This window comes from Caldanaerovirga acetigignens (genome assembly GCF_900142995.1).
Classification (GTDB): Bacteria; Bacillota; Thermosediminibacteria; order Thermosediminibacterales; family Thermosediminibacteraceae; genus Fervidicola; species Fervidicola acetigignens.
The window spans coordinates 79,193-99,925 of sequence record NZ_FRCR01000007.1 but is presented as its reverse complement, the minus strand read 5'-3'; the positions used below and the strand labels follow the sequence as shown (position 1 = coordinate 99,925).

The 20,733-nt window shown below is 39.9% G+C and carries 18 protein-coding genes and 2 riboswitches; of the genes, 17 read left to right on the top strand and 1 reads right to left on the bottom strand.

The genetic code is table 11. The features are described 5' to 3' along the window. From BUB66_RS06915 to BUB66_RS06905, 3 genes are read left to right on the top strand one after another with little or no spacing between them, the layout of a single operon-like run. The gene (locus BUB66_RS06915; protein WP_073256703.1) at positions 1-861 is read left to right on the top strand and encodes a YitT family protein; all 861 of its coding nucleotides are present in this window, start codon (positions 1-3) and stop codon (positions 859-861) included. A gap of 27 nt (positions 862-888) precedes the next feature. Further along, positions 889-1,710 carry a transketolase gene (locus tag BUB66_RS06910; RefSeq protein WP_073256700.1) on the top strand — a complete coding sequence of 274 codons (822 nt, stop codon included), beginning with the start codon at positions 889-891 and terminating at the stop codon, positions 1,708-1,710. Between the two features lie 56 nt (positions 1,711-1,766). Next, positions 1,767-2,693, top strand: a complete 927-nt coding sequence (locus BUB66_RS06905) for a transketolase family protein (RefSeq protein WP_073256697.1) — start codon at positions 1,767-1,769, stop codon at positions 2,691-2,693. 244 nt (positions 2,694-2,937) lie between these two features. Here the strand turns inward: BUB66_RS06905 and BUB66_RS06900 are convergent, their stop codons facing one another. After that, complete coding sequence (locus tag BUB66_RS06900; RefSeq protein ID WP_073256694.1) at positions 2,938-3,618, bottom strand: hypothetical protein; 681 nt, start codon at positions 3,616-3,618, stop codon at positions 2,938-2,940. Positions 3,619-3,926: 308 nt separating this feature from the next. Further along, a riboswitch (Fluoride riboswitch) is annotated at positions 3,927-3,992 on the top strand. 410 nt (positions 3,993-4,402) lie between these two features. Between BUB66_RS06900 and BUB66_RS06895 the strand changes: the two genes are divergently transcribed. The 14 genes from BUB66_RS06895 to BUB66_RS06840 all read left to right on the top strand — a co-directional run bounded on the left by BUB66_RS06895 (position 4,403) and on the right by BUB66_RS06840 (position 20,705). Further along, entirely contained in the window at positions 4,403-5,935 is a 1,533-nt protein-coding gene (locus BUB66_RS06895) for a MutS-related protein (protein ID WP_073256691.1), read from the top strand. Beyond that, positions 5,932-7,452, top strand: a complete 1,521-nt coding sequence (locus BUB66_RS06890) for a MutS-related protein (RefSeq protein ID WP_073256688.1) — start codon at positions 5,932-5,934, stop codon at positions 7,450-7,452. Before BUB66_RS06895 ends, BUB66_RS06890 begins: the two co-directional genes overlap by 4 nt. An 86-nt stretch (positions 7,453-7,538) precedes the next feature. Continuing rightward, complete coding sequence (locus BUB66_RS06885; protein WP_073256685.1) at positions 7,539-7,769, top strand: PucR family transcriptional regulator ligand-binding domain-containing protein; 231 nt, start codon at positions 7,539-7,541, stop codon at positions 7,767-7,769. Positions 7,770-7,814: 45 nt separating this feature from the next. Next, entirely contained in the window at positions 7,815-7,982 is a 168-nt protein-coding gene (locus tag BUB66_RS12140) for a hypothetical protein (protein ID WP_159431512.1), read from the top strand. A gap of 77 nt (positions 7,983-8,059) precedes the next feature. Then, positions 8,060-8,239: a hypothetical protein gene (locus tag BUB66_RS12510; protein WP_244269783.1), complete on the top strand. Its 180-nt coding sequence runs from the start codon at positions 8,060-8,062 to the stop codon at positions 8,237-8,239. Positions 8,240-8,271: 32 nt separating this feature from the next. Further along, positions 8,272-8,475 carry a hypothetical protein gene (locus BUB66_RS06880; protein WP_073256682.1) on the top strand — a complete coding sequence of 68 codons (204 nt, stop codon included), beginning with the start codon at positions 8,272-8,274 and terminating at the stop codon, positions 8,473-8,475. A 246-nt stretch (positions 8,476-8,721) separates the two neighbouring features. Then, on the top strand, positions 8,722-10,497 hold the full coding sequence (gene phnD / locus BUB66_RS06875; protein WP_073256679.1) for a phosphate/phosphite/phosphonate ABC transporter substrate-binding protein: 1,776 nt from the start codon (positions 8,722-8,724) through the stop codon (positions 10,495-10,497). A 129-nt stretch (positions 10,498-10,626) separates the two neighbouring features. Further along, a riboswitch (Fluoride riboswitch) is annotated at positions 10,627-10,692 on the top strand. Between the two features lie 304 nt (positions 10,693-10,996). Beyond that, positions 10,997-11,629: a TetR/AcrR family transcriptional regulator gene (locus tag BUB66_RS06870; protein ID WP_073256676.1), complete on the top strand. Its 633-nt coding sequence runs from the start codon at positions 10,997-10,999 to the stop codon at positions 11,627-11,629. Position 11,630: 1 nt separating this feature from the next. Continuing rightward, the gene (locus tag BUB66_RS06865) at positions 11,631-12,485 is read left to right on the top strand and encodes an ABC transporter ATP-binding protein (RefSeq protein WP_073256673.1); all 855 of its coding nucleotides are present in this window, start codon (positions 11,631-11,633) and stop codon (positions 12,483-12,485) included. A 1-nt stretch (position 12,486) separates the two neighbouring features. Then, positions 12,487-13,539, top strand: a complete 1,053-nt coding sequence (locus BUB66_RS06860; RefSeq protein WP_073256669.1) for an ABC transporter permease — start codon at positions 12,487-12,489, stop codon at positions 13,537-13,539. An 18-nt stretch (positions 13,540-13,557) separates the two neighbouring features. After that, complete coding sequence (locus tag BUB66_RS06855) at positions 13,558-14,559, top strand: ABC transporter permease (protein WP_073256666.1); 1,002 nt, start codon at positions 13,558-13,560, stop codon at positions 14,557-14,559. 322 nt (positions 14,560-14,881) lie between these two features. Beyond that, a complete protein-coding gene (locus BUB66_RS06850; RefSeq protein ID WP_073256662.1) occupies positions 14,882-16,042 on the top strand; it encodes a glycosyltransferase family 4 protein in 1,161 nt (386 codons plus the stop codon). A 68-nt stretch (positions 16,043-16,110) separates the two neighbouring features. Further along, positions 16,111-17,136, top strand: a complete 1,026-nt coding sequence (locus BUB66_RS06845) for a hypothetical protein (RefSeq protein WP_073256659.1) — start codon at positions 16,111-16,113, stop codon at positions 17,134-17,136. A gap of 20 nt (positions 17,137-17,156) precedes the next feature. Beyond that, the gene (locus BUB66_RS06840) at positions 17,157-20,705 is read left to right on the top strand and encodes a glycoside hydrolase family 130 protein (protein ID WP_073256783.1); all 3,549 of its coding nucleotides are present in this window, start codon (positions 17,157-17,159) and stop codon (positions 20,703-20,705) included. Positions 20,706-20,733: the final 28 nt, after the last annotated feature.

Below are 20,733 nucleotides of genomic sequence, written 5' to 3'. Positions count from 1 at the left end.
TTGAAGCTCAGGTCGAATATTCTGGATTACCTCCTGATTGTCATAGGTTGCTTTATAGCGTCCTTGGGCCTCACCATGTTTCTTGTTCCAAACAAAGTGGCAGCCGGTGGGGTAAGCGGTCTTGCCACGGTGCTCCACTATCTTTTCGGGTTGCCTGTGGGATGGACGATGCTGGCTTTCAACATCCCCCTCTTTATAACAGGGATTATCTTTTTGGGCCCCATTTTCGGCGCAAAAACTGTGGTAGGTACCATACTCCTTTCGGTCTTCACGGAACTCACAAAAAATTTTCCCGTTTTGACGCGGGACTTGCTGCTTTCAAGCGTATACGGCGGCATCGTGCTGGGCCTGGGGCTTGGGCTGGTCTTCAGGACCAGGGCAACTACAGGTGGCTCCGACATAGCTGCAATGCTCATTCATCACTTCATACCAATCGTGAGCATTGGCCAAGGGATACTGATAATAGACTTTTTCGTAATAGCGTTGAACGGTATTTCCTTCAACTGGGAGATCGCCATGTATTCATGGATAGCCCTCTACGTCAGCAGCAAGGTGATAGATATCGTCCAGGAGGGTATCAATTACGCGAAAGCAGTTTACATAATTTCAGATAGAAATGATGAGATACAAAAAAGGATTTTAGAAGACTTGGGGAGGGGGATAACGCTTTTTGAGGCGAAAGGCGGCTACACCGGAGAAAACAGGAAGGTTGTAATGTGCGCAGTAACGAGGCTCGAGCTTCCAAAGTTAAAGCGGATTATCTGGGATATAGACCCCAAGGCTTTTATAATTATTCACGACGTGCATGAAGTTCTGGGAGAAGGGTTTACATTTGTAAGTCAGGAAGATAGTCACAAATAAAAATAAAAAAATGACGAGGTGATTAAAATGCAAGTATCTAAAGAAAAGCTGGAAGAATTGACGAAAGCGGCCCGGAAAGTAAGGCGTAGCATCATTGAAATGACGGCCGAGGCGGGCTCAGGCCATCCGGGAGGGTCGCTATCCTGTGCAGATATTTTGGTTGCCCTTTATTTTCACGAAATGAAGGTAGACCCTCAAAACCCCGATTGGCCTGACAGGGACAGGTTTGTGCTTTCAAAAGGTCATGCGGCCCCGGCGCTTTATGCAGTGCTGGCCGAAAGGGGCTATTTCCCGAAAGAAGAACTGAAGACTTTGCGCAAAATAAACTCCATTCTGCAAGGGCACCCCGATATGAAAAAGACGCCCGGAGTGGACATGACTACAGGTTCCCTGGGTCAGGGGCTTTCGGCGGCGAATGGAATGGCCTTGGCCGGAAAACTTGACGGCAAAAGCTACAGGGTCTATGTGCTCCTGGGAGATGGTGAGCTTGAAGAAGGGCAGGTCTGGGAAGCTGCAATGGCTGCAGCTCATTATAAGCTCGACAACCTAACGGCCTTTGTGGACCACAATGGTCTTCAAATAGATGGTCCTATAGTCCAGGTGATGTCGCCTGAAATAATACAAGAAAAATTCAGGGCCTTCGGCTGGCACGTAATAGATGTAGACGGCCACGATTTTGAAGACATATTGCGAGCTATAGAAGAGGCGAAAAGTATTAAAGAAAAGCCGACCGTAATAGTAGCGAAAACCGTAAAAGGAAAAGGAGTGCCTTTTATGGAAAACCAAGTGGATTGGCACGGCAAAGCCCCATCAAAGGAGCAAGCCGAAGAAGCGCTAAAAGTACTTTAAAGGTAAGAATGAAAAATAAAATGAAGAAATGAAATAGAAGAATGGAGGTAAAGACAATGCCGAAGATAGCGACAAGAGACGCTTATGGTGAAGCCCTCGCCGAACTGGGAGAAGAGATAAAAGAAATAGTTGTTCTGGATGCCGACCTATCCAAATCCACAAAAACCAGCGTTTTTGCCAAAAAATTTCCCGAGCGTTTCTTTAACATGGGTATAGCCGAACAAAACCTGATGGGAACAGCGGCGGGCCTTGCAACCTGCGGCAAGATACCTTTTGCCAGCACTTTTGCCATATTTGCCACAGGCAGGGCCTTCGAACAGGTGAGGAACTCCATCTGTTACCCGAACTTGAACGTAAAAATAGCCGCGACCCACGCAGGCATCACCGTAGGGGAAGACGGAGCTACTCACCAATCCATAGAAGACATAGCACTAATGAGGGTAATGCCAAACATGACGGTGATAAGTCCGGCAGATGCAACGGAGACCAAAATGGCGGTAAGGGCTGCAGCTCAAATCAAAGGACCGGTGTATTTAAGACTGGGCCGGCACCCGGTAGAGACCATATTCGGGGAAGGATATGAATTTAAACCGGGCAAAGGGGTTATATTGAGGGAAGGAAAGGATGTGGCAATAATAGCTACCGGCGTCATGGTGGCCGAAGCCCTGAAGGCAGCGGAAATGTTGGAAAAGGATGACATAAAAGCCATGGTCGTCAACATCCACACAATAAAGCCGATTGACGAAGAAGTCATCTTAAAAGCTGCCGAATGCGGAGCCATTGTCACCGCCGAGGAGCACAGCATAATTGGGGGCTTGGGCAGCGCGGTAGCTGAAGTGCTTTCCGAGAAAAAGCCCGTACCCATAAAAAGGATAGGCATCCGCGACGTTTTCGGCATGTCCGGCAAACCCGAAGAGCTGATGAAAGCCTATGGCCTTGCTGCAGAAGATATAGCGGAGGCTGCAAGGACATTGCGGCGGTAGTTGTGTAGTGTTTAAAGCTAAGTGAGTGATATATCTCAAAAATATTTTATTACCGTTGAGCAAAGGCAGAATAAAAAATTTTTGTCCTGAATCTATCTCTCTGTCAATATCTTTTAAAAAGGATACCTATCCAAATGATGTCAAGGCCTTTCGCGGCATAAACGGGGACCCTCCCGCAAAGGGGCCCCTCCCATTTAGTCCACGGTGCCTTAACAGCATTCAGACAAAAAAAATAAAACATACTTTAATAAAGGCAGGCAAATTTTTTATATTTACCAAGGAAGATTTCTTGAAGTATTTCATGAATTTCGCGATCACTTTCCTCGAAAGTAACAGGTTTAAAAAGACTCTGGCTATATTTGTAATAGTGAGAATCAGGCGGCCTGTAAGGCGACTTCGGTTCTTTAGAAATATCACCGGCAGCAGACTTTTTCGGCTTAACAAACGGCACAGTTTCATAAACTCTACCCTTGTATTCCACCCATACACCTGTTATACTACTAATGAACACATTAACAGTTGTATGGGCTGGAATGGAAGGCTGGTTTTCTTTTTTGAATGATTTGAACTGCTTGCCGAAGAAAGAGAACACGCCGCCATTGCCATAACCGAACCAATTAAATGGGGTAGTGTCCATCTGAACTAAAAGGCCTGGTTGAAGCTTTCTCTTGCGGCGTCGATGAGATTTAAAGCGTCTCTTCTTTTTAGGGCTTTTAATGCCGGCACCGGTGAGGATACCATAAAGGGCAGAATAACTTAACTTGATGTTTTTAACTCTATCGAGAAGCTTCTGAAAATGTTTAAAATTAGCGTTTTTGTAGGGCGCCAGACATTTTAAGATGAATAATTTTTTGTTTAAATTTTTCTGAGATGGCTTGAGTGGGTTTCCGACCTTGATTTTTATGGATAAGTGTCGCGGCCCCATTTTCCTTCACTCCTTATATCAGGCGTATTACCTTGCGTGCACTTAGGTTCAAAAAAAACCGCTGCTTCTTTGATAGTCATAGCACCCTCAAGAGTCTTTTGAATAACAGTGTATCTTTTTAATTGTTCTTTAGACATTAGATAACGCACCTAATTCTTCATAGTGACATTTTATCACGATAGTCTACAAGGTGACATTATCATAAAATAACCACAGATATTGAAATATGTGACTTGACATAATCCGGTTGTGTGATAAAATACATTGTAAAAGTTAATCGATGAATAATTGATACACGTTTGATGTCGAACATTAAAGGTGATGGAGTCCACCGTTAACTGCCCGTATAAAGGGTTGATGACTCCTCTCAGTGAAATAACTGGGAGGAGTTTTTGTTTTTAGCAAAAACTTTTTAAAAGAAAATTGTCAGGAGGGTTCTAAGTAGATAAGGAGAAAAGGCAGCAAATTAGAAATACTACAGGGAGTGATGCATTTAAATTAGTTATACTATTTGGTTTGGATATTTATACGATAGAAAAGGTCTTTCGGTTTTGATTTTCTCATTCTCAAATTTGCTTTCTGTCTTTTTCACATCTTTAGTTTTCCTCGGGGGATTTTACTTTGTGTTAGTAGGAATGATTACTTTGGGGAATTGGTATGGGAACGCAGGAGTTCATGTCATAATCTAGTGTATTTTCTGTGAAGACTCAGCTTGTATCAATTCCCTTTTTATACCATATAACAAAGGAAAAGAAGTTTTTTCAAATATCGGAGGTGCCTAAGGATGTCTTTTTTAAGCATACTTTTTAAAAATGTAGAAGACTACGAAAGCATAACAAACGAAATGCCTGAATTCTTCAGAGATTTAAACCTCGATAAGATAATAGATGGCATTACTGCTGGAAGAGAGCGATATAATTTAAAACCTTACTTTTATACTCCCCTTCGCGATGTTGATGCCATAAGGTACCGTCAGGAAATTATGAAGGATCTAGAAGACAAAGTTTTGTTTGACAATATAAAATCGTTTTCGCAGAAAATGATCGTTGTTCAGGAACACCTTGGACAGGCACAGAGGCTATATAATAAATATCAAAAAGAGAGTTGGTTTTTAGATGCCGTTGAAATATACTGTGATGCGGTCAACACCCTTCTTTGTGATTTAACTTCTGCAAATTTAAATTCACAGGGTTTTATATCCTTTCGCGAATATCTTAAGAACTATGTTGAATCTAATAGCTTTAGGTCACTTTTTAGAGAAACTAAAAAATTAAAAGACGATTTGTCAGTGGTTAAGTACTGTATTTTGATAAAAGGAAATTGTGTAAAGGTTCGTAAATATATGTCTGAAATTGATTATAGTAAAGAAGTAATAAAAACTTTCGAGAGATTTAAACAGAATTCTGTAAAAGATTACACAGTTCAATTTTCCGATTATCCTGAAATGAACCATATTGAAGCTCAAATACTCGATTTTGTGGCGAAACTTTATCTAGAAATATTTTCTCACCTTGATAATTACTCTTTGAGAAACGCTAATTTTATTGATGAGACTATAGCAATTTTTGACAAAGAGATACAATTTTATATATCTTACCTTGAATTTATAGAAAAATTGAAGAAAGCGGGACTTAAATTTTGCTACCCTCAAATTTCCGACAAAATAAAGGAAGTCTACAATTTCGAAGGTTTTGATATGGCTTTAGCTTATAAACTTGTGAATGAAAATCAAAATATTGTCTGCAATGACTTTTACTTAAAAGGCGAGGAACGAATAATTGTAGTAACCGGCCCCAATCAGGGTGGGAAAACAACTTTTGCCCGTGCCTTTGGGCAAATTCATTTCTTAGCAGGCTTGGGTTGTCCCGTTCCCGGAAAACGAGCGCAACTTTTCCTATATGATAGAATTTTTACGCATTTTGAAAAAGAGGAAAACATAAAGGACCTAAGAGGTAAACTGGAAGATGAACTCCTAAGAATACGTTATATTCTGGAGAAGGCCACACCAAACAGCGTCATCATTATTAATGAAATTTTTACATCTACTACCTTAAAAGATGCAATTTTTCTAAGCAAAAAGATAATGGAAAAAATATTACAAAAAAAATTGCTGTGCGTGTGGGTAACTTTCGTATACGAATTAGCCGTAGAAAGCGAAAAAATAGTAAGTATGGTAAGTAGCGTTAATTTGAAAAATCCAGCCATAAGAACATACAAGATACTTAGGAAGGTTCCGGATGGCTTTTCCTATGCGATGTCCATCGCAGAAAAATACAGGCTCACTTATAATTTATTAAAGGAGCGTATAAGATCATGAAAGTCTATCTTATGTTTAAAGATCGTAACTTTGACCTTCAGCAAAAACTTCCCAAAAATGAACAAGTATTATTGCAAGATTTAGAGCTGGAAACACTTTTTGATGCGATGGCACTTGGTGACAACTTTATATTTGAAGTAGCAAGGAAGGTCATCCTTTCAGGTTTTAACAATGACACGGACACCGTGTTATACCGACAAGATATTTTAAAGGACTGCTTGAAAAATCCTTCCGTCATAAGGAGTATATATGAAATTGCGAAGGAAACCATTGAAAATGAGAAAAAAAACTATTGGGGTCTTTTCAGCAAATATCCCGACTTTATCCTGCAAAGGTCAAAGGATGTTTTGAAAATGTTTTTGGAAATGCTGAGGAAGCTGAGAATTATAGCAGAAGAAAACGAAAGTAAGTTCGAATCAGAGGGATTTAAAGCGTTATTTGCAATGCTTAAAAAAGAAATTGACGACGATTTTTTTACCGAGGCCCAAAACCATCTGAGAGAGCTAAACTTTGACGAGGGAATGCTGATAAGCGCCGAGCTGGGAAAGGGCAACAAAGGCATCAATTACATTCTTCGTAAATCGCAAGAGAAAAATCAGAGCTTAATAAAACGATTTTTTGCCAAAAAGGTACCTGTTTATACCTTTTATATCAGCGGCCGCGATGAAAGTGGCGCAAGGGCGATTTCCGAATTAAAAGAAAGAGGAATCAATCTGGTAGCCAATGCCCTAGCACAATCGGTTGATCACATCCTAAACTTTTTTAAGGTATTGAAAACGGAATTAACCTTCTACATAGGCTGCTTGAATTTATACGAACAGCTTTCTCAAATTGGGGAGCCCACGTCATTCCCTGTTCCCGTGGATACTGATGAACGCAAATTATCATTTAAGGAATTATATGATGTGTGTCTTGCGCTAACTGTGAAACATAGAATCGTTGGGAATAGTCTGAATTTAGACGATAAAGACCTAGTGATAATTACTGGTGCCAATCAGGGCGGAAAATCTACATTTATACGAAGCATAGGTTTAGCACAATTGATGATGCAAAGCGGTATGTTCGTTCCTGCGGAATTTTTTTCAAGTAATATCTTCGATGGGCTTTTTACTCACTTTAAGCGAAAAGAGGATGAAACAATGAAAAGCGGAAAGCTCGATGAAGAACTTGCTCGGATGAGCGAAATAGTAGACGATATAACTTTAAATTCAATGCTACTTTTAAATGAATCTTTTTCTGCTACAAACGAAAGAGAGGGTTCACAGATTGCAGAAGAAATAATTAGTGCATTATTGGAAAAAAGAATAAAGGTTTTCTTCGTTACTCATCTATACGAATTTGCAAACAGTTTTTACAACAAAAAGTTGAAAAACGCAATTTTTCTAAGGGCACAAAGAAAAAGTGACGGAACGAGAACCTACAAAATAATAGAGGGTAAACCCTTAGAAACAAGTTTCAGCAGAGATCTTTATAAAAAAATATTCGGTGAAAATGAAGGTGAAAACGAATTAATTTGAAAAATTGCAAATTGTATTTGGCAAATTAGAAAAAATACTGCCAATATATAAAAAAAAGTAGATAGAAAAAACCGGGAGATGGAGAAATGGGTATAACTGTGCGGGAGGCTCTTCAAATAGGAGGATTGAAAAATGCAAAGGTCGTGGCGGGTGAAAAAGGTCTCGATAGGAGAGTAGATTTTGTTTTAACCATGGATGATGCGGCCAAATGGATTAGAGGCAATGAACTTTTGCTTATGGCTGCATACGTTTTTTTAAGCAATCCGGGAATGGAAAAAACTTTCATCTACGATTTGGTCGAGAAGAATTGTGCGTAAGGGGACAAAAAACGCAACAGGAAAAAATAACCCCTGAGGTGCAATATGAAATTTGAAATTGTAAGGATAAACGAAATTCTTACTCCCGTAAGCGGACTCGCCTGTGTCGGAATCCTTCTCAATAAAATAGGCCTCAAAAGATGGTTAAACAATGCGAAAATCTCCAAAATGCCAGAACCGGACATAAAAAACAGTGACGTTGCAATATCATAATCGGCCTCCTCTGTCAAGGAAAAAATGACTTTGATAGCATTGAACCTTTACGCCGGGACATATTTTTTAAATCCGCCTTGAGCATCAGAAAAGTCCCTTCAAGTCCAACTCTGCGTCAGAGGTTTGATATGGCAGGCAGCACATGGAACAACATCATACTTGAAGAATCGGCGCTCTTGCTTAAGAAAGCGGGAGTAAAGATTATACCCTGCTATAAAGATTACGTAGCTTTGGATATCGACGTATCCCCATTATGACAACTCAAAGACTAAAAAAGAAGGCGTATCCAATGACATACAAAGGTTTTGAAGGATACTCTCCTATTATCGCATATCTGAGTCAAGAAGGTTATGGAGTAAACATCGAGCTGCGTGAAGGAAAACAACACTGTCAGAAAAACACGCCTGAATTTATAGATGAGAGCATTCGCTATGCTAGAGCTGTTACGGATAAGCCTCTGATAGTGAGGATGGATGCAGGGAACGACATATAACTATCTTCCGAAAAATATCCTGTATAGAGTGATGGTGGGGCATAAAAACCTAAAAATACTTGACGCGATCCAATGAATCTATCTCTCTTGACACTGAAGTATCTATGATTTATAATTTCAAATAGACAAAAAAATTAGAACGAAATGTTAGGGGTGGAGAAAAGGAGAACCCCCGGGCAAATGGCTCTTATAAGAGCAGCCTGGGGGATTATTTTATTTTAGCAAATGATTAGGAGGAGATGAGGGGTGAAATATTTTTTTAATTTTTTAAGGAAAGAACAGGAAAAAGATGTAAAATTGTTGACTAATCAGGGTGAAAGGCCAAATATTGGGGAGTCCCAGCTTTTACTAGATATAGCAGAAAAATTATCTTTTTCAGCGAGACAACTATTGTGGAAAATGGACGAAAACTCGTCGAAACTTAAGTTGCTCGTTAATTTGTCGAGAGAAGTAACAAATAATAGCATTGAAAGTGCTACAGGCCTAGAAGAGTGTAGCTCGTCGGTAGAAGAATTACTGCAGCACGCTGAGGAGGTTGATCTAAAAACCAGAATAACATGCAAGGAATCCGAACAATTAGTTAAAATTTCCAGCGAAAATCGTGAGATAATTTTGAAAGCAGGGAGTGTGCTTACAGAAATTTCACGTGAAGTCCTTAATGCCGCAGAAGTCATCGGAAAACTTCATAGTGTAACTGAAAAAATTGAGTCTTTTGCGAATAGAATAAAAAAAATTGCAGAACATACTAATCTGGTGGCGCTAAATGCTGCAATAGAAGCAGCGCGAGCTAGTGGAGCTGGGCGGGGTTTCGCAGTTGTAGCTGATGAAGTTAATAAACTTTCCAAGGAAAGTAAGGCTGCTGCACAACAAGTTAGGGATACTATTATAGAAGTGAAGCAGGGATTTAATACAGTAAGTAATGTTATTTCTTCAGGGGTTCACCGAATAAGCGGGGTTGAAGAGATAACTTATAATTCAACTGTAGCATTAGAAAAGATCATTAAACAATTACAGGAAATAAATGTTATAACAAATGATTTATCAGAGCTCATTTCCAATCACACATTAACGATTCGAGAGGTAGCTAGGGTGATTGAACAGCTCGCAACGAGGACAGAAGAAAATGCTCAATCAATGAATAAAGCTATGGAAACAATTGAAGGGTTAGAAAGAAGTAATCAAGAGGTTTTATCGTTAGCTAATTTGGTAAGCAATAAAGCCTCGGAATTACAAAAATATTCTATTAAATATAAGAACAAAGATGAGCTAATTTTTGGCGTAAATCCTTTTGTAGAGCCCCAAAAAGTTAAGGAATTATATGTGCCTATCATCGAAAGCGTGGTTAAGCAGATAGGATATAATGCTAGAACAATTATTGCTTCTGATTATTCCGATCTGGCTAGATGTCTTTTGGATGGCATAGCGGATATTGGCTGGTTTTCTCCTTTAGCTTTTGTAAATGCGAGGGAACAAGGAAAGATCGTTCCACTTGTCACTCCCGTCGTAAACGGTACTCCTTATTATGAGGGGTATATTATTGTTCATAAAAAAAGCGGGATTATTTCTCTTGAAGAATTGCGAGGGAAAAAAGTTGCTTTCGTAGATCCTAAATCTGCTTCGGGATATGTTTTTCCACGATATTTGTTAAAAAAAGCAGGCATAGATTTAGAGTGTGATCTAGAGGCACTTTTTCTTGGTACTCATGATAAAGTGATAAATTCTGTGCTCTCACAGACGGTGGATGCAGGAGCTACTTACTCTGATGCGTGGAAACTGATGCGCCAAAAAGGATTTCCTGTTGATACTGAATTAAGAATTATTGCCAAAACCGAACCGATTCCAAAAGATGTTATAGCTGCAAGAGCTGACCTGCCTCCTGAAATTATAGAACAGTTAAAAAAATCGTTCATAAACTTAAAAAACACTCAATTTGGGAAAGAAATTTTGAACGCATCACCTATTGAAGATTTTATTTTTACTGATGAGGCCAAGTACGATATATTTAAACAAATTATGATCTGATACTTTCCAAAATATCTAATTTACTAATTTATAGCTGATATCGAAATATATGACTTGACATGATCCGTTGTGCGATAAAATACATTGTAAAAGTTAGATCGATGAATAATTGATACACGTTTGATGTCGAACATTAAAGGTAATGGAGTCCACCATTAACTGCCCGTATAAAGGGTTGATGACTCCTCTCAGTGAAATAACTGTGGGGAGTTTTTATTTTCAGCAAAAACTTTTTAAAAGAAAATTGCCAGGAGGGTTTAAAATGGATAAGGAGAAAAAGACGCGAATTAGAAATAACAGCTTTCTCAAATTGGGGAGCCCACGTCATTTTCTGTTCTCAAAAAATATATGCAGGAGCATAACATTCTATAAAAATTAAATTGACATACATATTCCATTGCCGTATAATATGACCAAGAGGTCATTATGACTTTTTAGTCATATTTTTTTAAACATATTATGACCATCTGGTCATAAAAATGATTAAAGGAGGTATTAAATGCCAAAGTCAACTTTTTTTAATCTGCCTGAGGATAAAAAAAACAAAATTATAGAAGCGGCTATTGATGAATTTTCAAAGCATCCTTATAAACAGGCGAGCGTTAACAGGATAGTAGAGAAAGCGGGCATAGCTAAAGGGAGCTTTTATCAGTATTTTGAGGATAAGAAAGACCTGTATAAATTCATTATTGAAATATGTGCTCAAAAAAAGATGGTGTATATGCAGCATATTATGAAGGATTTTGAAAAGCTTAATATTTTTCAGCTCATACGCGAGCTTTATATTGCTGGAATAAAGTATGCAAAAGATAATCCCAGGATTTTTTCTATCGGGGCCAGATTTTTAAAAGAAAAGGATAGGGAGTTATTTGACGAAATAATGGAAGATTCGAGAAAAAAAAGCGGGGATTTTTTCAGATACCTTTTGATGAAGGGAATTGAAAGAGGAGAGGTAGATCCTGCCATTGATGTGGATCTGGTGTCCATGCTTATTACTTCTTTAAGCATTGATATTTCGGAGTATTATCTAAAGACGAGAGAAGGTGAAGACCTCATGGGTATATACAACCTGGTGGATAAGATGCTTTATATTATTGAAAATGGCATTAAAGCAAAAGGAAAGGGGAATTAAAATGCTTTCCGTAAAAAATCTTTATTTTTCATATACTAATGACGAACATTATGCGATTTTTGATTTAAATTTTGAAATTGAAAAGGGGGAGATTTTCGGATTTTTAGGGCCCAGCGGGGCAGGGAAATCTACAACGCAAAAAATTTTAACCGGGCTTCTTCCTTTACAAAAGGGTGAAGCAAGCATTGCAGGTATAAACATTAAAAAACCTACCGAGAAATTTTTCAATATTATAGGGGTATGCTTCGAACAGCACAATGTTTATAAAAAGTTGACGGGTTTAGAAAACCTGGAATTTTACAGAAGGATGTTCACCGTGCCGACCGAAGAACCCATTAAACTTTTAAGAATGGTAGGATTAGAAAAAGACGCAAAAAAGAGAACCGGAGAATATTCAAAAGGCATGATGCAGAGGCTGGTTTTCGCGAGGTCTATGATAAATAACCCCAAAATGTGGTTTTTGGATGAGCCAACCTCAGGTTTAGACCCAAATACGGCGAGTATTATAAAAGAAATAATATGGCAAAAGAAAAAGGAAGGGGTAACCGTTTTTTTAACAACCCACAATATGTATATTGCGGATGAACTGTGCGATAGAGTTGCTTTTATTAATAACGGGAAAATAGTCCTTATAGATGCTCCTCGAAACTTAAAATTGAAATACGGAAAAAACATGGTAAGGGTAGAATATAAGGAAGAGGGAGTTTTAAAAAGGGAATTGCTGTCAATGGAAAGCGATGAAGACAAGGAGAGATTGAATTATTTAATTAAGGAAAAAGATATCGAGACGGTTCATTCTCAGGAAGCAACCCTTGAAGAGATCTTTATTAAGGTGACGGGTAGGGGGTTGAGTTGAGGTGTTTAAAAGATTATTTTCCCTGCTTAAAAAGGATTTGATAATTGCCTACAGGAATTTCTTTTTTTTGATCGTTGGGGCTACGGCATTGCTTTTTGCGCTATTAACCAACTACGTATTTCCGGAGGAAATAAATATAGAACCCAAGGTTTTTTACTATATAGAAGATAAAAGCAGTTCTAATGAAGCCGTCAGTCGTGTAATAGAAAAGGCTAAGCTTGAAAACAACAAAATATTTGAGGTAAATTCAATAAAAGAATTGGAAGAAAAAATGAACAGGGATTTTAACAGCATAGGTATGATAATAAAAAATTCTTCGAAGAAGCCTGAAATAGAGTTTATCTTTCAGGGGTACGAAAATCAGAAAATAAGAAACGTATTACTATTGTCTTTTAAACAAGAAATATTGAAAAATATGAATATAACTATGCCTGAATTATTGACACTACCTTTGAATAAATACAGTATCGTAGAAGAAATACCCTTTAATAAAATGATGATTCCGGCTTTTATAGTAATGGAATCTATTCTGCTAGGATATTTCCTTATAGCCGCCTTGATTTTTATGGAAAAAGAGGAGGGGACCATTAAGGCTCTTTTTGTCGCACCGGCAAAAATTACCGAATACCTTTTTTCTAAAGTAATTTTAATGGTTATCCTTGGGATTATTTCTTGTTTAATCCTAACATTTCTCACGATGGGCTATAAAGTAAATTATTTGTGGTTAATAATTTATTTAATCCTGGGGAGTATTGCGGCAGCTTTGCTGGGACTGATTTTGGCGAGCTCTTTTGATAACATTTCTCAAGCAAGTGTATGGATAATCGCGATAAGCGTGCTATTTTCCCTGCCTTTCCTTTCATATTTTTATCCAAATTTTGCTCCTAATTTGGTAAAGGTTATTCCTACCTATTATTTGCTCTTTACCGCAAGAGAAATTATTTTCCCAACGGGGAATTCTGGTATTTTGTGGACGGGGATTATGGGTTTGGTTATTTTCAATATTATAGGTTTTATTCTTACCGCGAAACTTTATAGAAAATACTTGCTATAGGAATTAGGAGGTGGAAAAATGCGAAGGATTTTAAATATATTTAAAAGGGATTTATCAGGCAGTTTGAGGGATTCGCTGCTTTTGTACATGACAGTAGCACCCGTTATTTTAGCTTTGGTATTAAGGTTTTTTATAACCGGAGCTGATGCTGCAGCGCTGCAGTTTGCGGTATATAAGAATGTCGAAGGAAAAGTGATTGAAGAATTGAGAAAATACGGCACTGTGGAAGTTTTTGAAGATAAAGAAGGCGTTGAAAAAAGGATCTGGGGTCCAGATGATGTTGCGGGAATAATTAAGGTCGGGAATGATTACAGAATAATTTTGGAAGGGAATGAATCTGGGGACACAAAAGAGCTTTCTCAAATGATAATGAAGGATATCCTTTATCCTAAAGATATTGGGGTAAATTTCGTTGTAAAGGATTTGGGAAGAAAGAATTCTCTTGTTGCGGTAGTTGAAGCAGCCTCGCTCTTTATAATGCTTTTCACATTATGCGGAGCGGTAATAGGTTTTAATATAATTGAAGAAAAAGAATCCCAGACTTTAAGTGCTTTGTCCGTTACTCCGATGAGAGGATATGAGTACATTATCGGTAAGAGTTTGACAGGTATATTACTCCCGCTTATTTTGGGGTATATTCTTATCTGGCTCCTTGGGATAAAAAATATAGATTTAGGGAAGCTTTTTGTAATGACTTTATGTGGAACTATAATAGCCGTTTTAGTGGGCTTTTTAGTGGGTTCTTTAAGCGGAAATCAGATTGCGGGGATTGCAAATTTAAAGGTGCTCGGCATAATTTTATCAGGCTCAGTAGTAGGTGCTTTAATGCTTCCCGAAAGTAAACAAATTTTCCTTTACTGGATTCCCACCTACTGGTCTTTCAAAGGGTTTTATGGTATTTTTATAGGAAATATTTCTTGGAGGCAAATAATCATTTACAATGCATGGGTTGTTGGGTTAAGTATTTTCATATTATCTATAATTAGACGAATACCTAAATTATCGTATAAAGGCGAATGAAGCATTCAAGGGACCCAAAATCCTCCAAGCCCTTGACAAACTGCAGAATATTGTATATTTTTTATTATAAGAACCGCATCGTGTTTCATGTCAGAAAAGCTCTGATAGACTCTTTATCAGAGTTTTAATTTTCTTTCCGGTGTTTTTCTCATATATGAAATCTCATCTAAGATGCCTTCTGTCTTGAAATTTTCCGGCAATGGTGCTATAGGCCGCAAGTGGGATAATATAGCTTGTTTAAATATATAATAAAAATGTATGCATTTTAGGAAACGAAGATTGAAAGTACATTTAAAATTTTATATAAAAGTGGGGGATGTCTATGAATCTGGCTATATTATCCACCTATCCGCCAAGAGAATGCGGTATAGCATCATTTGCTAAAGACTTGAGGGATAACCTCGCATTATGGGGTCAAAACGTAAAAATACTGGCCATCACCGACAACGGCTCTTCTTATTCTTATCCTCCCGAAGTAGTGGTTGAGCTTCATGAGGAAAGCAAAGAGGATTTTGCAGCCTCAGCAGAATATATCAATTCTAGTTATACGGATCTTGTACTTTTGGAGCATGAATACGGGATATTTGGAGGTTGCGATGGCAATTACGTTCTAGATTTTGTAGCCCACCTGAAAAAACCTTTCATCTTAAATACTCATACTGTTCTTTCCCAGCCTACGATTAGTCAAAAGGGCATACTTATAAAATTGGGACAAAGCGCATCGGCAGTAATTTGCATGACTAGGCGTTCTGCTGAACTCTTGCACGAAGTTTATAAAATACCCCTCAATAAAATATACGTGGTACCGCATGGAGTGCCTGTTTTCAGGGAAAAGCCGAGGGAAAGGCTGAAAGAAGCCTACGGCGTTTCAGGCAGGCCTGTGGTTACTACTTTTGGATTTATAGGGCCAGGAAAAGGCATCGAAATAGGGATTAAAGCCATAGCTATGTTAAAAGAGAAATATCCGGATATATTGTATTTTATCGTGGGTGAAACCCATCCCAAACTAAGAAAGCGAGAAGGCGAGATTTACCGTGAATCTCTAGAAAAGCTGGTGGAGGATTTGAAACTCCACGATAATGTCCGTTTTGTCAATAAATTCCTTACCATCGAAGAGATAGGAGATTACCTTTACATGACCGATGTTTACCTTACCCCGTATCCTGGCAGGCATCAGGCAGTGAGTGGCACGCTGTCGTATGCGATAGGTTGTGGGAGGGCAATCGTTTCCACCTCTTATGACTATTCACTCGAGATGTTAGCAAACGGAAGAGGGCTTGTCGCGTCACAGGCCGATCCAGAAGAGCTGGCTGCCCTAATAGATCAGATCCTAAAAGACCCTGTTTTGAAGAGTCAGCTGGAAAGGAAAGCTGGCAAACTGGGAAAGACCATGACATGGCCCCAAGTTGCGAAAAGCTACGTGGAGATCATAGAAGAGATATTACAGAATCGCCAGGGGAAAGTCATACCCTTGAAAGGGTAAGGATGAATCGGCTGCCGGTTGTGATAAATTGGGCTCCTCGCCCAACTTCATTAGGAGGGCGATAAAAAATGTATAAGCACCTTGCGAGGATGACTGACTCCACGGGAATAATCCAGTTTGCCAAGGAATCTACGCCGCAGAAATCCAGCGGTTATACGGTGGACGACAACGCGAGAGCACTACTTGTGACTGTGGACATGAAAGATGATATGCGAGAGAAGCTTGCGCGGATATATATTAGCTTCCTGGAACAGGCCCAAGAGGAAAACGGCTTGTGGAACAACCTGAAACTGGAAGACCGATTTGTGCCAGTACTTAATTCAGAAGATTGTATAGGACGCGCTTTTATGGCTGCAAGCTTTTCCGCATCGAGCGACATGAGTTGCGTAAAAGAGATAAGCTTAAAAATGGTCAAAAAAAGTTTAGAAAAAGCTCTGCATTTGGAAGCCCCTAGAGCCATAGCTTACGTTCTCCTGGGTATAGTCAATCTTATAAACAACTTCAATGCATATAAGAAATTATATCCCGCTGCAAAAAAGATGGCCTACAAGCTAGTAAAGTTATATGAAGAAAATACGACTGGAAAATGGCGTTGGTTTGAAGATAAACTGACGTATTGCAATGCTCTGCTGCCTCATTCTTTATTTTCTTACTATGCCATAAGCGGCGATAAGAAAGTATTGGAAGTGGCTAGAAACACCCTTGGATTTCTGACAGATGCCCTATTTAGAAGAGGTTATCTGAACATAGTAGGCAATAGGGGATGGTGGAAGAAAGAAAGCAATATGCCGCTTTATGACCAGCAGCCGGTAGATGCTGCCTCCGTAATATTGGCGTGCCTCCAGGCATTCATTGCGACGGGAGAAAGGGAATATTTTCTGAAGGCAAAGACGGCTTATAACTGGTACTGGGGTGAAAATATTAATGAAATTCCCCTCATAAATAAAGATACCGAAGGCTGTCATGATGCCCTGACACCCGATGGCGTCAACCAAAACCAGGGGGCGGAGGCGATAGTTACTTTCCTCCTAGCTCACCAGATATTGGAACAAATAGAGAATAATGGTGAAAGGGTATCTGTGCCGGCGGTATAGGAGGTAAAAATGTGGGATCAATGCTTCTTAAAGATACAACAAGAGAGGTAAAGAAACTTATAGAAAATATGAAGAATGAAAAAATAGATGTAGTAATCGGTATACCCTTCTTTAACGAGGAGGAGACCCTGAAGAAGCTTTTAGAAACGGCAAGAAATAGTCTGGTTGCCGGGGGGTATAAGAAGCTCATTGTATGTGCAGGAGACCCCGCGGGAAAGGAAATTGCGAAAAGTATCGCAACGTGCGAAGGACGTGAGGTCCTTTGCTTTACAATGCCGGACGAAGCGAAAGGCAAAGGTTTTAGCACGAGAGTCATATTTGAAGCGGCCCGAATGCTGGAGTCAGACGTAATCCTGCTTGAGGCCGACCTGAAAAGTGGACAAAAAGAGGGAATTACTCCACAATGCATAGAGGGATTATACAATCCCATTTCTGGTGAGTACGAGATGGCTGTTGCAAGCTTCGTGAGAAGTCCCTTTGAGGAAACTACGGGAAGGCTTTTTATGTCCCCGCTCCTTATAGCTTTTTACGGCGTAAGCGTTTCTGACCCTTTGAGCGGAGTATATGCATTTTCCCATGACCTGGTAGAAGACCTATGCAAAGAATTCGACCAGTGTTCTGAGCACTTAGGCGGTTATGGAATAACTCCATGGTTTGTTATGACAGCTATAAAGTGGGGGAGAAAAATATGTGAAGTAAAATTGGGCCGAAAAATATCTCCCCCCTCACTTTACCAAAAGCGCAACATAGTTTTCAAAGCGGTGTCGAGAACCGTTTTCGAATGTATATTGCGCGACGAAGAAATTTGGCAGGATGAATTTGTAGTGAAAAAACCGGATGTTTTTTATGCAGTGGATGAAGTAAAAAAGGATGCGCTTTCTGAGGAGCTAAACGTAGATATTTATATAGAGTCTTTCAAGAATAATTTTAAGCGCAACGAGCGCCTCTTTGAAGCCCTGCTGGAGAAGGACACGTGTGAAGTTTTAAAGAAAATCGCATCCTCAGAAAAGAGCAGCTTTAGGTTTCCGGCTCAGATTTGGGCGAAAGTCGTCCTTGAATTTTTAACTGCTTTTTCAACGAATGGGGAAGTGTTAAAAGAGGACATCATAGATGCACTTGCCGGCGTTTACGACGGCATGGTAGCGGGATACGCGAATGAAGTTCTAAAACTAGATTCGGCTTTGAAAAAAATAGGAGCTGATGAAAGGGATATAATCGACTCAAAAGTAAAGAGCCTGGCAGAATACCAGGAAAAAGCTTTTTTAAGTGAAAGACGCAACTTTAGACTCCTCTTTGAAAAAAGGCGCGCTGGAGTAAAACCGTTGATTACACCTCTTGACTATCTGGAATTCGTGCCGGGAGTCCCTATTGTGCTCCCAAAAAAATTAAGAGGTTATCTTGGCAAGGAAATATATCCCAACGAAATATTCAAAAGGCTGCAGCGAAAATATAGCAGAGCTTTTGAAGATTACATAAGGAATATCCTTGAAATAACCGAGAAAACCCCAAAAGCAATAATCGGATGCTTTGAAAATTTCCTGGGCGAACTTGAAAGGGTAGTTAACCGCATTTTTCCGGGAGACCTCTCCACTGAAGAAGGTATATTACAAGTATGTCAGAAAATTTTCGAGGTCTTTCCCCACAAAAAGGTGCTTGGCGTCAAGTGGGATGTGCTGAGGAAACTCCTTTATGAATTTCCTCCGAGGAATTTATTGGTAAGGCTTAACTTTCGCAACATGCGCGAGCTGATGGACAACGTGGACGTAAGAGATATATTAACTTTGGCCCAGTTTACCGAACGGCCCGAATACTTTGCTCATATTTACGAGTGGCTTCAGGACAATCTGAGACCTGACAGCTTCGAAGAAGTAGAATTGCTCCCCCTGGTGCTCAGCAGGGAAAAGATACCAGTTTTGAATGACTGGGCCGACATTTCGCGCTACAGCAGGTTGACGGCAAGGATAGCCGTAGTTAATCTGGGCAAGGGGATGGGAGGCAAATACCCGAAACTCCGGTATTTTACGAGAATAGCCAAGAGCATAATCGAAGCCGAACATTATTCCAAGATATGGGAAATTTACACTAAAGAGCGCAGAGAAGTTGGTCAAAAGTTCGTAAATTCAATAACAAAACATTACGGGAGGGAAATTTTTTCTGCTCACCGTGTCTTTGAAAACTGGCATCAGAGGGAATTTGTAGCAAGGCTTAAAGAATTTGCAAGAAAAATTGAAGGAGAAGGAAAGAAAAGGGAAGCAGTGTTCCTTTTAAAGATGGCCGAAGGTTACGGTTTGGGGCTCACTCTGGAGGACGGGACTTTTCTGCCGTGTTCTGCCTGGACATGGGCCAGCTTCAGCTTCAAAGGCGGAGAGGGGGTGCCGACTCCGCTTTCGCTGCACGTTGAAAGAGATTGGTTTAACCATGACTTGTTGGAAGAAATATACAGAGAGTTGGGATATGACCCCGAAGAGATAATGAATCAGGTTTTCCAACTGATAAGCCTTGGAAGGGAATACCAGGACCTGCTGGACATGCTTTTAGGGATTAAGCCGCCTAAAGAAGAAGTAGTAGTACAGGAATTGGAAGATTGGCCGCCGGCAGGTAAGCTTGAAAGGTATGAAAAAAATCCGATTTTAAATCCCATAAAGGAACACTGGTGGGAAAATAGATACGTGCTTAATGCTGCAAGCCTGAGGATAAATAATAAGGTTTACCTGCTTTACAGAGCTTTTGGTCAGGACGAAGTGTCAAGGATAGGCCTTGCCATAACTGACGGGTATAACGTCCTGGAAAGATTAAAACACCCTATTTTCGTTCCGGAAACCAGGGAGGAATTAAGGGGATGCGAAGACCCTCGTGTGGTCGTTATAGACGGCGAGATAGTAATGCTTTATACGGCTTACGACGGGGTTGTGGCGCAGATAGCCGCTGCGTCGATTTCAGTGGAAGATTTTTTGAAACGCAATTTCGATCGGTGGAAAAGGAGAGGGTTGGCATTTCCCGGCGTGTGGGATAAAGATGCCATACTGTTCCCGGAAAAAATCAAAGGGAATTACGTAATATACCACAGGATAGAACCTAGCATCTGGGTCGCCTATTCCGACAAATTGACGTTTCCCTGGCCTCACGAAGGCCATAAGATAATCATGGGACCGCGCGCTGGAATGATGTGGGACTCCCTGAAAATAGGAGCAGGGGCGCAGCCTTTAAAAACAAAGTACGGATGGCTTTTGATATACCACGGAGTCGACCATGAAATGGTATACAGGCTAGGAGTCGTACTGGTTGACCTGAACGATCCCGGAAGAGTGCTGTATCGTTCGCCAAACCCGATTCTTTCGCCGGAAACCGAATACGAGGTCGGAGAAAAAGGCCAGTCTTGGGTGCCTAATGTGGTGTTCACGTGCGGGGCGGTGCCTGCCGAAGATAAGGAAGTTTTGAGCGAAGACGATGAAATCCTCGTATACTACGGGGCCGCCGACACCAGCGTATGTGTAGCAAAAGGTAAAGTTGGCGACCTCATACCGGAAAAGGTAAGACAGCGCCTGAAAAGCAAATATATTTTAGAATAAGAAAGCCGCGAGGACGCCTGGAAATTGA